At 40.2% G+C, this 19,509-nt stretch carries 1 protein-coding gene; it reads left to right on the top strand.

Annotation, left to right across the window (positions count from 1 at the left end; genetic code table 11):
- Positions 1-20: 20 nt before the first annotated feature.
- Complete coding sequence (locus tag O0550_RS11270; protein ID WP_258426338.1) at positions 21-19,484, top strand: non-ribosomal peptide synthase/polyketide synthase; 19,464 nt, start codon at positions 21-23, stop codon at positions 19,482-19,484.
- The last annotated feature ends 25 nt before the right edge of the window (positions 19,485-19,509 follow it).

The raw sequence follows: 19,509 nt of genomic DNA, 5'->3' as shown, positions 1-19,509 counted from the left end.
CACATAGCTGAGGTGCCAATATGAAAAAACAAGATAATATTGCAAAAGTGTATCCATTAACTCCACTCCAAGAGGGCATGCTATTTCATTCTATTTTGGATGAACAAACAAGTGCCTACTATCTCCAGATGACTGCCACGATTCAGGGCGATTTCGATCTTCCATTGTTTCAACAAAGCATGAATAAGCTAATCGAAAACTATGAGGTTCTCCGGACAGCATTTGTATATCAAAATTTACAACGTGCTAGACAAGTAGTGTTTAAAGAGAGAAAAATGCAGGTATATTTTGAGGATATCACGCGTTTTGCAGATGATGAACAAAAAGAATATATTGAAACTTATAAAAACAGAGGGAAAGACCAAGGCTTTCATGTAACGAAGGACGTGCTAATGAGGGCCGCCATTTTTAAAACCGGTGATCACAGCTATCAATTTGTTTGGGCTTTTCATCATATCATCATAGATGGTTGGGGATTAGGAGTTCTTATTCATAAGCTTCTTAGCTATTATGCTGTCTTGAAGGCAAATAAATCAATTCCACGTGAAGTGTCTAAGCCATACAGCGAATATATAAAATGGCTAGAGAAGCAAAATAAAGAAGAGGCACTGAAGTATTGGAATCAGTATTTGGAAGGTTATGAACTGCATACGGAATTTCCTAAAAACAAACCTCAGACTGGTCAGAGAAGCTATGAGTTGAAGGAGATACTTTTTACGTTAGATCAGGAAACAACCAAAAATCTCCAACAGATCGCGAACCGTAATCAGGCAACGTTAAGCAATGTATTCCATGCCGTTTGGAGCGTTTTGGTAAGTAAATATAAAAATACGGAAGATGTTGTATTTGGTTCAGTCGTCTCAGGTAGGCCTCCTGGAATCCAAGGCATTGAAAATATGGTAGGGCTGTTCATCAATACCATTCCGACTCGATTACCTGTCAACTCCTTGCTGTCTTTTCAAGAAGTAATAAACAAGGCACGAGAAAATGCAATTCAATCTACGAAGTATGACTATGCTCCTTTATATGAGATACAAAGTCAGTCAGTGGTAAAACAAGAGCTAATCGACCATCTGGTTACGTTCGAAAATTATCCAGACAACAACATGGATTCTTTGGAGGAAGCCCTGGGATTTCGTATCCGTATTGATAATGGAGAAGAGCAAACAACCTATGACTTAAACGTAGTGGTAGCGGTAGCACCTTGGAACGAGATGATGATTAAATTCAGCTATAATGCTAATGTTTATGACTCAGCTTTTATTACTAGAATGCAAGATCATCTTCAAAACATTGTGACACAGGTCATTAACACCCCTGATATACTCCTCAAGGATATAACAATTCTGACAGAGCAGGAAAAACAACAGCTAGTAGTAGAGTATAATAACACAGCCTCTGACTATCCAAAAACAAAAACAATCTATGAGCTATTCGAGGAGCAGGTTGTTAAAACGCCACATCAAGTAGCAGCCGTATGCCGAGAAAAACAGCTAACATATCAGGAAGTAAACGAATCCTCCAATCAACTCGCGCATGTTCTAAGAGAGAGAGGGGTTACTACTAGTAGCGTTGTTTCCATCATGGCAGAGCACTCCTTGGAATTAGTTATCGGGATACTCGCTATTTTAAAATCTGGAGCTGCTTATTTGCCGATTGATCCAGATTATCCAGAAGATCGAATTCGGTATTTGCTAGAGGATAGTCAAAGCACTTTATTGCTAACCCAACAAACGTTTTCCAATAAAATTGTTGGCCACAATATAGAGAGCCTCTATCTAGACAATCAAGAGCTGTATCAGGGAAGTACCGCTAATCTGAATAATAAAAGCAGCGTGAACGATCTGGCCTATATCATTTATACCTCAGGCTCGACTGGAAATCCGAAGGGAGCAATGATCACTCATCAAGGGCTTGTCAATTATATTTGGTGGGCTAAAAAAGTGTATGTACAAAATGAAATCATTCATTTTCCGCTTTACTCGTCCATTTCGTTTGATTTGACCGTCACATCTATCTTTACCCCATTAGTTTCTGGCAATACGATCTATATTTATGGAGGAGAGGATAAGGTACAGGTTATTCAAGACATCCTCAGAGATAATACAGTTGGAATCATAAAATTAACCCCTACACATCTAAAACTAATAGAAGAATTCGATGGTACGAATAGTAACATCAGGAGATTTATAGTGGGAGGCGAAAATTTACAAACACAGCTTGCTAGCAAAATAGCTCGTAATTTTGGTGGAACTGTACAAATTATGAATGAATATGGGCCTACGGAAACAGTAGTAGGTTGCATGCTCTATACATTTGATCCAAATCATACCTCTCAAGATTCTGTACCAATCGGGGTCCCAGCAGACAATGTAGAGATCTACTTATTAGACACAGCCTTACAGCCAGTGCCAGTTGGTTCGATTGGAGAAATATACATTGCTGGCGATGGTGTTGCTAGAGGCTATTTACATCGAGCTGAATTGACTGCAGAAAAATTTATCGAAAATCCCTTTAAACCCCAAGAGAGAATGTATCGAACCGGGGACCTTGCGAGATGGTTGCCAGATGGCAATATGGAATATATGGGAAGAGTGGATCATCAGGTAAAAATACGGGGTCATCGCATAGAGATGGGAGAAATTGAAGCAAAATTAGTCCAGCATGAAATGATCAAAGAAGCTGTTGTCATTGTCGATAAAGATGAATCAGCGCAGAATGTTCTCTATGCTTACATTGTCTCTGATGCTGAACTGCCTGTATCTGAACTGCGCGAACATATAGGAAGTACTTTGCCAGCTTATATGATCCCTTCTTACTTTATTCGACTGGAAGAAATCCCTTTAACAGCCAATGGTAAAGTGGAGAGAAAAAAATTGCCAAAACCTGATGGCTCAATCCGTACAGGAGTTGAATTTGTAGCACCACGCAACCTTATCGAAGACCAATTGGTAACGATCTGGAAGGGAATATTAAACGTAGATAACATTAGTGTTTTAGATAACTTTTTTGAGTTAGGCGGACATTCTCTGAAGGCAATGACGGTTATTTCTCAAATCTCGAAAGCATTCCATGTTGATTTACCTTTAAAGGTATTATTTGATACACCTACGATTGCTGCCCTTTCTCATTATATAGCTAACACAGAAAGCGGAATGTACTCAGCAATAGAACCAGCGACATTGCAGGAGTATTATCCGGTCTCCTCTGCTCAAAAGAGAATGTTTATTCTTCATCAGCTTAATGAGGAGAGCGTTAGCTATAACATGCCAGGTGCGCTCATCATGGAAGGGAATTTAGATATACAACGCTTTGAATATGCAATGCAAAGCATAGTAGACCGGCATGAAGCGTTTCGCACTTCCTTTCATTCGATAGAAGGTGAACCTTCACAAAAGGTACATCCATCTGTGCAAGTAGAAATCATGAGAATGAATTCTAAGGCAGACCAAATAGAGCAAATTATTAGCGATTTTATTCAACCATTTGATTTATCAATGGCACCATTGCTTCGAGTCGGCTTTTTTACATTAGAAGAGCAAAAGCATCTCTTCCTGTTAGATATCCACCATATCGTATCCGATGGAGTATCTATTTCTGTATTTATCGAGGAGTTTATGAAGCTCTATCGTGGTGAAAGCTTGCCTGAGCTACGTATCCAGTATAAGGATTTTGCAGTTTGGCAAAATGAGCTGTTCCGATCCGAGATATTTGAAAAGCAAGAAAACTATTGGATCAACACATTAAAAGGTGAAATACCGGTACTTCAGCTACCTACGGATTCACCCAGACCCGCTACCCAGAGCTTTGAAGGGGATGGGGTTGACTTTGTTATTTCAAAACAGTTGACTTCAGGGCTCTATGAAATAGCAGCAAGATCAGGAGCTACCCTGTATATGGTGTTGTTGTCGGCTTATAGTGTTCTTTTATCCAAGTATGCGGGCCAGGAAGAAATCGTTATTGGTTCACCCATCGCTGGACGAAGACATGCTGATGTTGAACGAATGATGGGAAGCTTCATTAATACGCTAGCGATGCGAACCTATCCTGAGGCAGGTAAGACAGTAGACGAGTTCGTTGCTGAAGTGAAGCAAATGACATTGGGTGCATTCGAGCATCAAGATTATCCATTTGAAGCCTTAGTAGATAAATTAGATGTACCTCGTGATTTTAGTCGGAATCCGTTATTTGATACGATGCTTGTCCTACAAAACATGGACCAAACCATATTGGAGCTAGATCAATTAAGAATCACACCATATGACTTTGTCCATTCCATTTCGAAAGTAGATATGACGCTTTTTGCTTCCGAGGCAGACGGAGAAATTCATTGTAAATTACAATACAGCACAGCGTTATTTAAGCGCGAGACCATTGAGCAGTTCGCCAAGCATTTCCGAATGATCGTGCGTGTCTTTACGGAAAATATCGGGATCAAGCTAGCCGAAATTCCTTTATTAACAAAAGAAGAACAAGCTGACCTCCTGACAAGAACATCTGGAATAAAAGCAGATCCTCCACGTGATATGACGATGTATGATTTGTTTGAAGCATGCGTAAAGAAATACCCTGTACAAAATGCTGTCGTGTTCGGAAACGATAAACTGACTTATCAGGACCTACATGAAAAGGCAAACCATGTTGCAGCTCTATTACAGGCAAAAGGGGTACGTCCCAATAAGATCGTTGGAATTATGACTCCTCCATCGTTAGAAATGATGGTTGGGATTATGGGGATTTGGAGAGCAGGTGGAGCCTACCTACCAATCGACCCGGATGCTCCAATAGAGAGAATTACTTATATGCTAGAAGACAGCAAGGTAGACGTTGTTGTAACATTGAACGATTTGTCAAATGCTCTTCCAGCATCAGTAAGTACCCTTGCGCTGGATAAAGCAATGCTGGATCATGTGCTACAGCTACCTGCTACAACGAAGGTGAGTTCAGAGGATTTGGCTTATGTAATCTACACATCCGGTACGACCGGAATGCCAAAAGGAGTGCAAATTACTCATCGTAACGTAATAAACTATGTTTTCGCATTTTCGCGTCAGGCTAATGTAACATGGCAAGACAAGACAGTGCTCGTATCTTCCTACGCATTTGACTTAGGCTATACAGGGATTTTCTCTGCTATTTTGTCAGGCAGCCAATTACATTTATTAACAAAGGATGAATATATCAATACCGAACGCTTACTATCGTATATCAGTGAAAATCAAATCACTTATGTTAAATTGACTCCTTCTCTTTTTAGTGTAGTCGTTCAAAGCGAGTCATTCATGAAGACAAATGATTGCGATTCCCTACGTTTGATTGTAATGGGGGGAGAGCCAATTCGAGTGACCGATGTGATGGCATATGTTGATCAATACCCGTCTGCACAGATAATGAATCACTATGGTCCAACAGAGACAACCATTGGGTGCATCACTTCTATATTGCATGCAGGTAATTGTAAGGAATTTGCAAACCGACCGTTTATAGGTAGTCCGATTGCTAATACACAGGTATACATTCTTGACGGAAGAGGTCAGATAGTCCCGCCTGGCATTGTTGGAGAGCTATATATTAGTGGTGAAGGTGTATCTAAAGGATATTTGAACCAGCCTAGTTTAACAGATGAAAAATTTGTTTCAAATCCATTTAACCCCGGGACGATTATGTATCGTACAGGTGATCTTGCGAGTTATTTCTCAAATGGAAATATAGAATTTGTAGGAAGAGCAGATCAGCAAGTTAAAATTGCCGGGTATCGCATTGAACTGGGTGAAATTGAAAAACAATTATTACAGCATACATTCATCAAAGAGGCAGTTGTTATTGCTGTGCAAGAAGAAGAGTCGCACTCACTGTATGCTTACTTTGTTTCTGAACAAGAAATTACAGTATCTGATTTGCGAGTGCATGTGGGTAGCATGTTACCCACCTATATGATTCCTTCTTATTTTGTTCGCATGGATAAAATTCCACTTACACCAAATGGCAAGGTAGACCGCAAAGCTCTTCCGAAGCCTACGGGAACCATTATTACAGGCGCAGAATTCGTAGCTCCGAGAAATCATATAGAAATGAAAATAAGTGACATTTGGGGTGAAGTTCTTTCTGTTACCAAATTTGGGGTAGAAGATAACTTTTTTGCATTAGGCGGCCATTCGTTAAAAGCAATGAGCATGATTTCTAAATTAAACAAGTCATTTCAGATAGAGGTACCGTTTAAAACAATTTTTGAAAATCCGACAATTGCTACATTGGCTACATACATTTCCCAAGCTGAAAAAAGCGATTATGTGGATATTCAACCGGCTCCGCTGCAAGAATATTATCCTGTATCTTCGGCCCAAAAGAGAATGTATATCCTTCGTCAGTTAGCCGGAGCTGATCTTAGCTATAATATGCCAGGTGTAATGTATATTGACGGGAAGCTGGATGTACAACGGCTTGAGCTAGCAATGAAGGCACTAGTTCAACGGCATGAATCATTGCGAACTTCCTTCCACTCCGTTAATGGTGAAATTGTTCAACGTATACATGAAGAGATCGACTTTTCCATATCTTACTCGTCATCAACTGAAGATCAACTAGATACCCTGATTACAAACTTTATGCAGCCATTCGAACTTTCACTTGCACCGCTATTACGTGCTGGAGTAGTTAAATTAACAGAAGAACGTCATCTTTTCTTAGTAGATATGCATCATATTATAGCGGACGGTGTTTCCTTAGGAATTTTTATCAAGGAATTTGTTCAACTATACCAAGGAGAGGAATTGACTGAGCTTCGTTTGCAGTATAAGGATTTTGCTGCTTGGCAGAATGAATGGTTTGAAACAGGTGTATTAAATAAACAGGAGACGTATTGGCTTACTACTTTTGCAGGAGAAGTCCCTCTTCTGAATTTGTCGACTGATTTCCCGCGTCCGCTTGTGAAAAGCTTTGAGGGGGATCGATTTGTTTTTGGTACAGGCACGAACCTGATGCAGGATTTATATCGAGTTGCAAATGAGACAGGGACAACTCTGTACATGGTCTTATTAGCAGCTTATAATATCTTCCTTTCTAAGTATTCTGGTCAAGAGGATATTATTGTTGGTTCGCCTATTGCCGGAAGAACTCATGCTGATGTAGATCAAATAGTAGGAATGTTTGTAAATACTTTGGCTTTACGAAATTATCCGGTTGGAACAAAACCGTTTAGAGAATTTATCGAGGAAGTAAAGCATAATACCTTACAGGCCTATGAAAATCAGGACTACCCATTTGAGGTGTTAGTCGAAAAATTGGATGTACATCGTGAATTGGGTCGAAACCCATTATTTGACACGCTTTTCATTTTACAAAATACGGACAAAAAGATCTTTGAGATTGATAACTTAACTTTCCATCCATATATTACAGATGTTACCCAAGCAAAATTCGATCTCACTTTAGAAGCAACAGAAGAGAATAGGGAAATCGTATTCTGCCTCGAATATTGCTCTAAGCTCTTTAAGAGGGAAACCATTGAACGTATGGCGTCTCATTTCTTACAAATTATACGAGCAGTAACTGAGAATCCAGAGGTCACTTTATCTGAAATCAATATGCTTACATTAGAAGAACAACAACAGGTACTTGTTGATTTTAATGATAATCACGTGTCATATCCTACAGGAACAATTCAGAGCTTCTTTGAAGAACAGGTAGAACGAACACCTGACCATATCGCACTTTGTTATGCAGGCCAAACATTGACGTATCGCCAGTTAAATGAGAAAGCTAACCAACTGGCAATGTTTTTGCGAAATAAAGGAGTACAACCTAATCAAATTGTAGGGATCATGGCAGAACGATCCTTTGAAATGATTTTCGCGATTTACGGGGTGTTAAAAGCAGGAGCAGCTTATTTGCCTATTGATCCAGCTTATCCACAAGATCGTATCCAATATTTGCTTGAGGATAGCGGTGCTTCTATACTCTTAATTCAATCGCATCTGATGAAACAACTCCCAACTGATATCGAATGGATAAACCTTGGGGATGAGCACATTTATGTAGGAAGTGGCGAGAATCTATTCAACGTAAATCAAGCATCTGATCTGGCTTATCTCATTTACACATCCGGTACGACAGGTAAACCAAAAGGAGTCATGATAGAACACCAGTCTGTTATCAATTGCTTGCTGTATCGAAAAGAGGAGTATGGCTTTAGCCCTAATGATAAGATTTTGCAGATTTTCTCATTTGCCTTTGATGGATTCGTTGCTAGTCTGTTCCCTCCTATGATGGGAGGAGCGATTTCTGTCTTACCTAGAGAGGAAGAGGCCAAAGACCCATTTGCTCTTAGAAATGTAATAGCAGGGGAAAATATAACGCATTACCATGGCGTGCCTAGTTTGTTTCATGCCATTCTGGATTGCTCAACAGCCGAGGATCTAGATTCGTTGGGTAACGTTTCGCTAGGGGGAGAAAAAATAACTCCTCAGCTTGTACAAAAGGTCCAGCAAATAAATCCTGCAATCGAAATTAATAATGAATATGGTCCAACAGAGAATAGTGTTATTACAACAATTAAGCGCTCAATTGAGGTAGGGGAAACAATTACAATTGGCCGTCCTATTGCCAATGTAGCCGTGTATATTCTTGATAGCAATCATCTGTTACAGCCCGTTGGAGTAATCGGTGAATTGTGCATCGGCGGCCGAGGCTTAGCAAGAGGTTATTTAAATCGCCCAGACCTTACAGAAGAAAAATTTGTGCCTAATCCATTCGTGCCAGGTGAACAAATGTATAAAACGGGTGATTATGCGAAATGGTTACCAGATGGCACGATTGAATATATTGGCAGGATGGATGAACAGGTTAAAATTAGGGGCTATCGAATTGAGATTGGTGAGATCGAAAATGCTATTCTGACATTCGATCAGATCAATGAGGCAGTTGTTGTCGTTTCAGAGGATTCAACCGAACAACAGTTATTAATAGCCTACTTTACAGCAGAAGAGGAGATCACATTAGCTGAACTGAGAGCGCATCTAGCAAAGGCATTACCTGATTACATGATTCCAACCTATTTTGTGCAGCTAGAGGCTTTCCCTACAACTCCAAATGGAAAAATGGATCTTAGAGGATTACCTAAGCCAGAAGGTGATCCGATACTAGGGACAATCTATGTAGCTGCTAGAAATGCAACTGAATCCAGGTTAGTCGAGATTTGGCAGAATGTGCTAGGACTTGCGAGAATTGGTGTGAATGATAGCTTTTTTGATATAGGCGGTCATTCATTAAGAGCTATGACAGTGATGTCGCTTGTGCATAAGGAATGTGGCGTAGAATTGCCTTTGAAGGTGTTATTTGAAAAATCTACAATTGCCCAATTAGCTACATTCATTGATCAGGCTGCGAAAAGTAAGTATGTCCCTATTCAAGCTGTTTCGCCAAAAGAGTATTACCCGGTGTCATCTGCGCAAAAAAGGATGTATATCCTTCGTCAGTTTGATGGAGCAGGAACCATTTACAACATGCCAAATGCGCTTTACATGGAGGGCAAGCTAGACTATTTACGCTTTGAAGAGACTCTACAGCAATTAATAAACCGACATGAGGCATTGCGAACCTCCTTCCACTCTGTAAACGGTGAACCAATGCAACGTGTACATCAGTCAGTAGAACTTCCCATTTTCTATAACGAAGCCTCGATAGATCAAGTAGATCAGCTTGTAGATGAATTCATTCAAATGTTTGATCTTAAAGTAGCTCCTTTATTACGGATTGGGCTCATCAAATTAGAGGAAGAAAAACATCTTTTCGTAATGGATATGCACCATATTATCTCAGATGGGGTATCAGCAGGAATCTTATTTGAGGAATTTGCAACGCTATATCGTGGGGAGAGTTTGCCAGAACTTCAGATTCAATATAAGGACTTCGCTGTTTGGCAAAATGAATTATTCGCGTCGGACGCCATCAAAAAACAGGAATCCTACTGGACAAACACATTTGCAGGTGAAATCCCTGTTCTCCATTTACCAACCGATTATTCTAGACCTACTGTACAGAGCTTTGATGGGGACCAAGTTATTTTTCATACCGGTAAGAAAGTAACGGAGGATTTATACAAGCTGACGAATGAAACTTCAACAACATTGTTTATGGTATTGTTAGCTGCATTTCATGTCCTACTCTCAAAGTACTCTGGTCAAGAAGAAATCGTGATAGGGTCGCCCATTGCTGGTAGAGTTCATCCTGATACAGAAAAAGTAATGGGTATGTTCGTAAATACATTAGCGTTGAAAAACAATTCAAGTGCTCAGAAGTCTTTCAAAGCATTTTTAACAGAAGTAAAACAAAATACGTTGGAAGCCTATGAAAATCAGGATTATCCATTTGAATCACTTGTCGAAAAATTAGAAATCCAAAGGGACTTAGGGCGAAATCCTTTGTTTGACATTATGTTTATTTTGCAAAATATGGAGAAAAAAGCGTTTGTACTAGATGATCTACAAATAACACCTCATGTTACACAAAGGGGCTATTCAAAATTCGATTTGACATTAGAAGCAAACGAAGAGTCATCTGGCTTACAGTTCTCGCTCGTATATAGTACGAGGTTGTTCAAGAAGGAAAGCATCGAAAGAATGGCTGGTCATTTCCTGCAAATACTCGATACTATTACGAAACAACCAGAATTAGCCTTGTCAGAGGTCAGCTTGTTATCTGAAGAAGAAAAGCATCAAATTCTTGGTGAATTTAACGAAACATCAACAGACTATCCAAGAACGCTCACCATTCATCAATGGTTCGAGGAGCAAGTAGAGAAGCATCCAGATCATATAGCTGTTGTAGCAGAGGGCAATACATTAACGTATCGAGAGTTGAATAATAGGGCTAATCAAATTGCACGTATACTTCGCCAAAAGGGTGTTGTGGCAAATGACGTTGTCGGTCTTTTAGCTGACCGATCACATGAGATGATTGTAGGAATCATGGGAATTCTTAAAGCAGGAGGAGCTTATCTCGGCATTGATCCCGAGTATCCATCTGAACGAATTTCTTACATGATGGAAGATTGCCAAGTTAGCATTGTTCTTTCCCTGCGTCATCTGGCTTCGCGGCTTCAGGAAGAAGCGGACATGATTTTACTAGATGATGAGTGCTTGTATCAAGGGGAGCTGACTAATCTTCTAAGTATTACACGTCCAGGTGATTTAGCTTATATCATGTACACGTCTGGTTCGACTGGTAAGCCAAAAGGTGTAATGGTCGAACATCGAAATGTAATTCGCCTTGTCATACATGCTAATTATGTTCAGGTGAGACCAGAAGATCGAATGATTCAAACAGGTGCTATTGGATTTGATGCTATGACATTCGAAATTTTTGGAGCATTGCTGCATGGAGCGCGTTTATACCTTGTTCATAAGGATATCTTGTTGGATTCAGCGTTATTAGCTGGCTTCCTACAAGCTAATCAAATTACAACGATGTGGCTTACATCGCCGTTATTTAATCAATTATCACAAGACAATGAGAATATGTTTGCCAGTCTTACAGATTTAATTGTCGGGGGAGATGTCCTCTCGCCTAAACACATCAACAAGGTAAAACAAATCAATCCCCAGCTTGTAATTTGGAATGGCTATGGGCCAACGGAGAACACCACCTTCTCAACATGCTTTAGAATTGATGAGGAATTCCTCGATAACATACCGATTGGTAAACCAATAAGCAACTCGACTGCCTATATCCTTGATAACTATAATCACCTGCAACCAATCGGGGTTCCAGGAGAGCTATGTGTAGGAGGAGAAGGCGTTGCTAGGGGATACATGAACAAGCCTGAGTTAACAGCCGAAAAATTCGTATCTAACCCATTTGTTCCAGGAGAGCGAATGTATCGGACAGGCGATTTGGCTAGATGGTTGCCTAATGGAACAATTGAATATTTAGGACGAATTGATCAACAGGTAAAAATTAGAGGATTCCGAATTGAAATTGGTGAGATTGAATCTGTTCTTGCTAGACAAGATAAGGTGAAGGAGTCTGTCATAACTGTAGTAGAGGACAAGCTTGGTCAAAAAGCATTATGTGCCTATTACGTTTCAGAGGATGCTGCTGTTATACCACAATTGCGTGAACAGCTAGCTCAAGAGCTGCCATCCTATATGGTTCCTACTTTTTTTGTCCATCTGGAGAAAATGCCGCTTACAGGAAATGGAAAGGTAGATCGCAGAGCATTACCGATACCAGATGGTGACCTACGTGCAGGGACAGAATACGTAGCTCCAAGCAATCAGATCGAGGAAAAATTAGTTGAGATTTGGAAAAATGTATTAGGTGTCTCCAAGATCGGGGTTATGGACAATTTCTTTGAATTGGGAGGACATTCCTTAAAAGCTATGACCGTAATTTCCTTTGTGCATAAGGTGTTTCATGCTGAATTACCTTTAAAAATTCTTTTTGAATCACCGACAATTTATGCACTAGCCACCTATATTACTGGCGTAGAAAAAGGAAAGTACGTAGCCATTCAGCAAGCTGTCAAAGCCGATTTTTATCCCGTTTCCTCTGCACAAAAACGGATGTATATCCTTCATCAATTTGAAGGCTCTGGTATCAGTTATAACGTTCCAGGCGTGCTGTTCATCGAGGGTAGCTTGGATGACAAGCGTTTTGACTATGCGATGAGAGGTTTGGTCGAGCGACATGAGGCTCTGCGGACATCCTTTAAAACGATCAATGGTGATCCTGTTCAGATTATTCATGATCATGTAGACTTTGCCGTTGCTTATCAAGAAGCGGCAGAGGATCAAGTCGAACAAATCGTGGATGAATTTATTCAACCATTTGATTTGGAAATAGCTCCATTATTTAGAATAAGTCTTGTTCGTCTATCAGAAAAACGACATCTCTTCTTAATGGATATGCATCATATCATTTCTGACGGTGTATCTATGCAGATTATCATCAAGGAATTCGCCCAGTTGTATAATGGACAGCATCTGCCTGACTCTAAGATTCAGTATAAAGACTTTGCTGTATGGCAAAATGAGCTGTTCCAATCTGAAGTGATTCAGAAGCAAGAAGCGTTTTGGCTCGATACATTTGCAGGCGAATTGCCAATTCTAAATCTTGAAACTGATTTCCAGAGACCTTCCGTGCAAAGCTTTGAAGGTGACCATATCCTTTTTAACACTGGAAAACAGCTAATGGCTGAATTGCAGAATCTGTCTAATGAGACGAAAGCAACCTTGTATATGCTTTTGTTGGCAGCTTACAACGTGCTATTGTCCAAATACACGGGTCAAGAAGAGATTGTCATTGGTACACCAATTGCTGGTAGATCACACGCAGATGTAGAAAATATTGTGGGTATGTTTGTCAATACGTTAGCCCTGAAAAACAGACCATTCAGTGAGTTAACATTCCGTGAATTTATAGCCCAAGTAAAGGAAGATGCACTAGAGGCTTACCAAAATCAAGATTATCCCTTTGAAAGCCTTGTAGATAAGCTACAAATCCGACGTGATTTAAGTAGAAATCCAGTGTTTGACACTATGTTTAGCTTGGGTAAAACAGACTCAATTGGATTTGAGCTAGATGGACTCCGCTATATCCCTTATAAAATGAAAGGAGAAATAGCTAAATTTGATATCTCATTGGATGCCTTTGAAATGCAGGATGACATTCAGCTTCAATTTAGCTATTGCACCAAATTATTCAGAAAAGATACCATCGAGCATTGGGCAATCCATTATACTCAAATTTTACAGTCTATCGTTACGAATCCAGATAAAAAGCTTTCGGAAATCAGCATATTGTCAGAGTCAGAAAAAAATCAAATTGTGTTTGACTTCAATGCAACCAAGGCGTCTTATCCAATGAATAAAATGTTCCACCAGTTATTCGAGGAGCAGGTTGAGAAAACTCCTAATAATCTTGCTGTTATTTGTGAAAATGAACAGCTAACCTATCAGGAGTTAAATACGAAAGCAAACCAACTAGCACGCGTATTACGACAAAAGGGAGTTAAACCCGAGCGGACTGTAGGCATTATGGTAGATCGATCGCTGCATATGGTCGTTGGTATGTTAGCCGTATTAAAAGCAGGTGGAGCTTATGTCCCAATTGATATGGATTATCCTCAAGATCGTACGGAATTTATGCTCAAGGATAGCAATGCGATGCTGTTGCTTACCTTGCAAAATCTAGCAGAGCAGCTTGCATTTGCAAATGAGATCTTGTATTTGGATCAAGCTGAAAATTACCAAGGTGATGGTACTAATTTACTAAATGTCACTGAAAAACATCATATGGCTTACATTATTTATACTTCTGGGACAACAGGTAAACCAAAAGGAGTCGTAATCGAGCATCAGAGTTATATCAACATAGCATTTGCATGGAGAGAGAAGTATCACCTAAAGACATTCCCTGTTCGGTTGCTTCAGATGGCCAGCTTCTCTTTTGACGTATCTGCTGGCGATTTTGCTAGAGCTTTACTTCATGGCGGACAATTGGTGATATGCCCAAATGAGGCAAAACTTGATCCAGCTTCCCTTTATGACATGTTAAATAGATACCAAATAACAATTTTTGAATCAACACCAGCTCTAGCTGTACCTTTAATGGAATATATTTATGAACATAAGCTAGATATTAGTCATATGAAACTCTTAATTATCGGAGCAGATAGCTGCTCGATGGAGGATTACAGCTCGCTACTTGGTAAATTTGGTCACTCCATCCGAATCATTAACAGCTATGGTGTTACAGAGGCCTGCATCGATTCTAGTTATTTTGAACAACCATTAGAACTTCTGCCTTCAGTGGGAACCGCACCAATTGGTAAACCGCTTCCTAACACCACAATGTATATCATGGATCGACATGGAGGGCTGGTACCAATCGGAGTAGTAGGGGAATTATGCATTGGAGGAGCGGGGGTTGCCCGAGAATATCTAAATCGACCAGAGCTTACTGCTGAGAAATTTGTGGAGAATCCGTTTGTACCTAGAGAGAAGCTATATCGGTCAGGAGATGTAGCAAAGTGGTTACCTGATGGAAATATAGAGTTCCTTGGCCGAATCGATCATCAAGTAAAGATCAGGGGAGTTAGGATCGAGCTTGGTGAGATTGAGTCACAAATGCGGAAGCTTGATGGCCTCAGAGAAGTAGTCGTTGTAGCGAAGGAAGATCAAGCAAAGGAAAAATTCCTCTGCGCATATATGGTCACAGATAGAGAGGTAAGCACAGCAGAAATACGTGCCCATTTAACAACTCAGCTACCGATCGCGATGATTCCTACTACGTTTATTTCACTTGAGGTGATGCCATTAACTGCAAATGGAAAAATTGATAAGCGTTCCTTACCAGATCCACATCATGCTTTACTTACTAACACTTACGTGGCTCCTCGAACACCACTGGAATTACAGCTTGCTACGGTTTGGCAACAAGTTTTAGGCATCGAGCGAGTTGGAAGCAAGGATGATTTCTTCGCACTTGGTGGTCATTCCCTACGTGCTATGATGGTTATTTCTCACATGCATAAAGAGTATCAACTCGATATTCCTTTACGTGTTCTATTTGAAAAACCAACGATTGAAGAAATAGCGCAATACCTAGAAAGGGAGCGCACGAAGCAGATCATTTCGATCCTACCTGCTACAAAGCAAGACTACTATCCAGTCTCAGCAGCACAACGAAGAATGTTTATTCTTACTCAGTTCGATGGGGTAGATATCAGCTATAACATGCCTTCTATCATATTGCTGGAAGGAAAACTCGATTTAGCAAAACTAGAAACAGCGTTTAAAGGTTTAATCAACCGTCATGAGAGCCTACGCACATCCTTCGAGTTAGTGAATGGTTCTCCTGTACAGAAAATTCATACAGCAGTTGATTTTGCTATTACCCATCAGGTAGCTGTTGACGAAGAACTGGAAGAGATCATTGACGAGTTTATTAAACCATTCCAGTTAAATATGGCACCATTGCTTCGCGTCAAGCTTGTTCAAACCCGATTGGATCGTTATTTGTTACTGGTAGATACGCATCACATCATTTCTGATGGAGTATCATCTGGGATCATCATAAATGAATTAGCGGAATTGTATCAGGGGCATACGTTACCAGCGCTTGCGATTCAATATAAGGACTTTTCTGTATGGCAGCATGAACAGTCTCAGACAGCTATGTATAAAAAACAGGAAGAGCACTGGGTGCAAACATTTGCAGATGAAATCCCTGTGTTAAATCTACCGACAGATTTTCCAAGACCTACTACACAAAGCTTTGAAGGTGATTTAATCACAATGGGAACAGGCAAAGAGCTCATGGAAGGCTTGTATAAAATAGCTACCGATACAGGTACCACTCTCTATATGGTCTTGTTAGCGGCATATAATGTGCTGCTTTCCAAATATTCCGGTCAAGAGGATCTGATTGTGGGTACTCCGGTTACAGGCCGATCGCATGTTGATTTACAGAGCACTGTTGGAATGTTTGTCAATACATTGGCCATACGAAATAAACCAGTTAGATCAAAATCCTTTAGGGAGTTTTTATTAGAAGTAAAACTAAATGCATTGCGAGCCTATGAGAATCAGGATTATCCATTTGAAGAGCTGGTGGAGAAACTGAAACTACAACGTGAAGTAAGTAGAAATCCAATGTTTGATACCATGTTTACTCTCCAAAACAGAGGCGAAGAGGCAATAGAAGTAGACGATCTGCGATTTGTCGGCTATGAAGGAGACAATAAATCAAAGCACTCTAAATTCGATCTAACCTTAATCGCTACTGAAGAAAGTGACCAAATCATGATTAGTGTGGAATATTGCACGAAATTGTACCAGTCCGAAACGATTGAACGATTACTGGCTAATTTCCTCCAGATCATGAGAGCCATCATAGATAATCCTACTGTGAAAATAGCTGCTATCGAAATGCTGACGAATGAACAGAAAAACCGGCTTTTACTAGAGTTTACCAACACAGAGAAAAACGACCAGCAGGATACAACAATTCATCAGCTTTTTGAAGAACAGGTAAGAAAAACACCTGATCAAGTAGCACTTATTTGGAACAAGCAGAAAGTAACATATCAAAAGCTAAATGAAAAAGCCAATCAATTAGCGCGTACATTACGTAATAAAGGAGTCGTTGCTAATCAGCTAGTAGCGATTATGGCAGAACGTTCCGTTGAAATGATTATAGGCGTATTGGGAATCTTGAAAGCTGGGGCGGCGTATGTTCCTATTGATCCAGCTTATCCTATTGACCGGATTGAATATGTCTTACAGGATAGCGGTGCTATTCTTTTGCTGACACAGTCCTATTTGAGCTATAGCTCATCAGCTAATATAACGAGGCTGGATTTAGACGAGCAGAAGAATTATGTATCCGACGGGACGAATGTAAAGGCGATTAACAAACCAACAGACCTGGCCTACGTAATCTATACCTCAGGTACAACGGGACAGCCAAAAGGCGTTATGATTGAACATCGGTCCATTGTGAACTGCCTGCAATGGAGAAGAGACGAGTATGCCTTTACTCCAAAGGATAAAGCGTTGCAGATCTTCTCATTTGCTTTTGATGGATTTGTTGCCAGTCTGTTTGCCCCCATGCTTGGAGGAGCTACTTCGATCTTACCAAGAGAAGAAGAAGCAAAAGATCCATTTGCTCTGCGAAAATTGCTTGCTTCTGAATCGATCACTCATTACTATGGCGTTTCAAGTCTATTTAATGCCATCGTGGATAGCGCTATAACAGAGGATCTTAGCAAGCTACGTTGTGTCACTCTTGGGGGAGAGAAATTATCTTTGCAACTTGTACAAAAGATTAAACAAAAAAATCCTGCTATAGAGATTAACAATGAGTATGGACCTACCGAGAATAGTGTAGTTACGACGATTCAAAGAGCAATTGAAGTAAACCAAGCGATTACAATTGGTCGTCCGCTTGCCAATGTAGCTGTTTATATTGTTAATGCCGAGCATCATTTGCAGCCTATCGGTGTAGTAGGTGAGCTATGCATAGCAGGACGTGGCCTAGCCAGAGGTTATTTAAATCGACCAGAATTAACAGAAGAGAAGTTCGTTCGTAATCCATTCGTACCTGGGGAACGGATGTACAAAACAGGTGACTTAGCCAAATGGCGTCCAGATGGAACGATAGAGTATGTTGGCCGTGTAGATGAGCAAGTCAAGGTACGAGGTTTCCGTATTGAGATAGGAGAGATTGAATCTACCATCCTCCAGTATCAAGGTGTTGGGGAGGTAGTGGTCACTGCTCAAGAGGATCAACATGCACAGCAATATTTATGTGCATACTTTGTAGCTGACACGGAAGTTGTTCTGGCTGATTTGAGAAAATTTGTTTCCAAGGCATTACCTGCATATATGGTTCCTACCTATTTCGTACAGCTTATGAATCTACCGACTACTGCTAATGGAAAAGTAGATAAGAGAGCATTGCCAATGCCTCAAAATGTAGGCGTTGTAGGAAGAGAATATGTTGCTCCTAGCAGCATGATAGAGGAACAATTGACCGCTATTTGGCAAGAAGTATTAGAAGTAGAGCAAATTGGCATCACCGATCATTTCTTTGAAATCGGGGGACATTCCTTAAAAGCAATGCTTCTCATATCAAAGGTGTATGAGTGCATGCAGGAAGAATTGCCTTTGCATCTCGTATTCCAGCAACCAACGATTCAAAAAATGGCAGAATTTATCTTGCATAAGCAGTACGAGCAAAACGCGGGTCACCCCATTCTATTAAATAACAAAACAATTCGATCTGTATTTAGCTTTACACCGATTGGAGCCCACAGCACCTTCTATCAAAAGCTTGCTAAAGAAATCCATGATGTTTCTTTGTATAGCTTTGACTTCATAGAGGCCGATAATCGCATCGAGCAGTATATCAATGCCATGATACAGATTGATTCTGAGGGCCCGTACACGTTGATGGGGTATTCCTCTGGCGGTAACTTAGCTTTTGAAGTTGCTAAAGAGTTGGAAAACCAAGGACATCAGGTGTCAAGCATTATACTATTTGATTCTTATTGGAAGGAGAACGAAATCGAGCAAACAGCTATTGAAGCAAGAAAAGAAATAGAAGCCTTCTTCACAGAAATAGGAGCTCATAACGAGATGTTTAATATGACAAGAGATGATCTTGAGCTGTTCGTAACCAACGATTTTGTCAAACAAAGCTTTATTCAAAACATGCTCAGCTATCTAATGTTTTACAACCAATTGGTAAATGGAGGCAGGATAAAGGCTCCCATTCATCTTATCCAATCCGAGTATGAATCAGAAAACATAGCGGCCTATGAGGCTGAGAAATGGAATGAGGAAGTGTGGGCACAAGCATCTGAGCAATTTATACACTATCGTGGCCATGGAGAACATTCGAAAATGCTTAGCGGTGAACAGATTCCTAAAAATGCTTCCATGCTCGAAAGTATTCTTCAAGAGATTTTTGTCCTGAAGTAAATGTTGTACCGATGAAAGTTTCGTT

The sequence above is a fragment of the Brevibacillus halotolerans genome, assembly GCF_026891775.1.
Classification (GTDB): Bacteria; Bacillota; Bacilli; order Brevibacillales; family Brevibacillaceae; genus Brevibacillus_B; species Brevibacillus_B halotolerans.
Note: the sequence above shows the minus strand (reverse complement) of the source record. Positions and strands in the feature narration are given on the sequence as shown.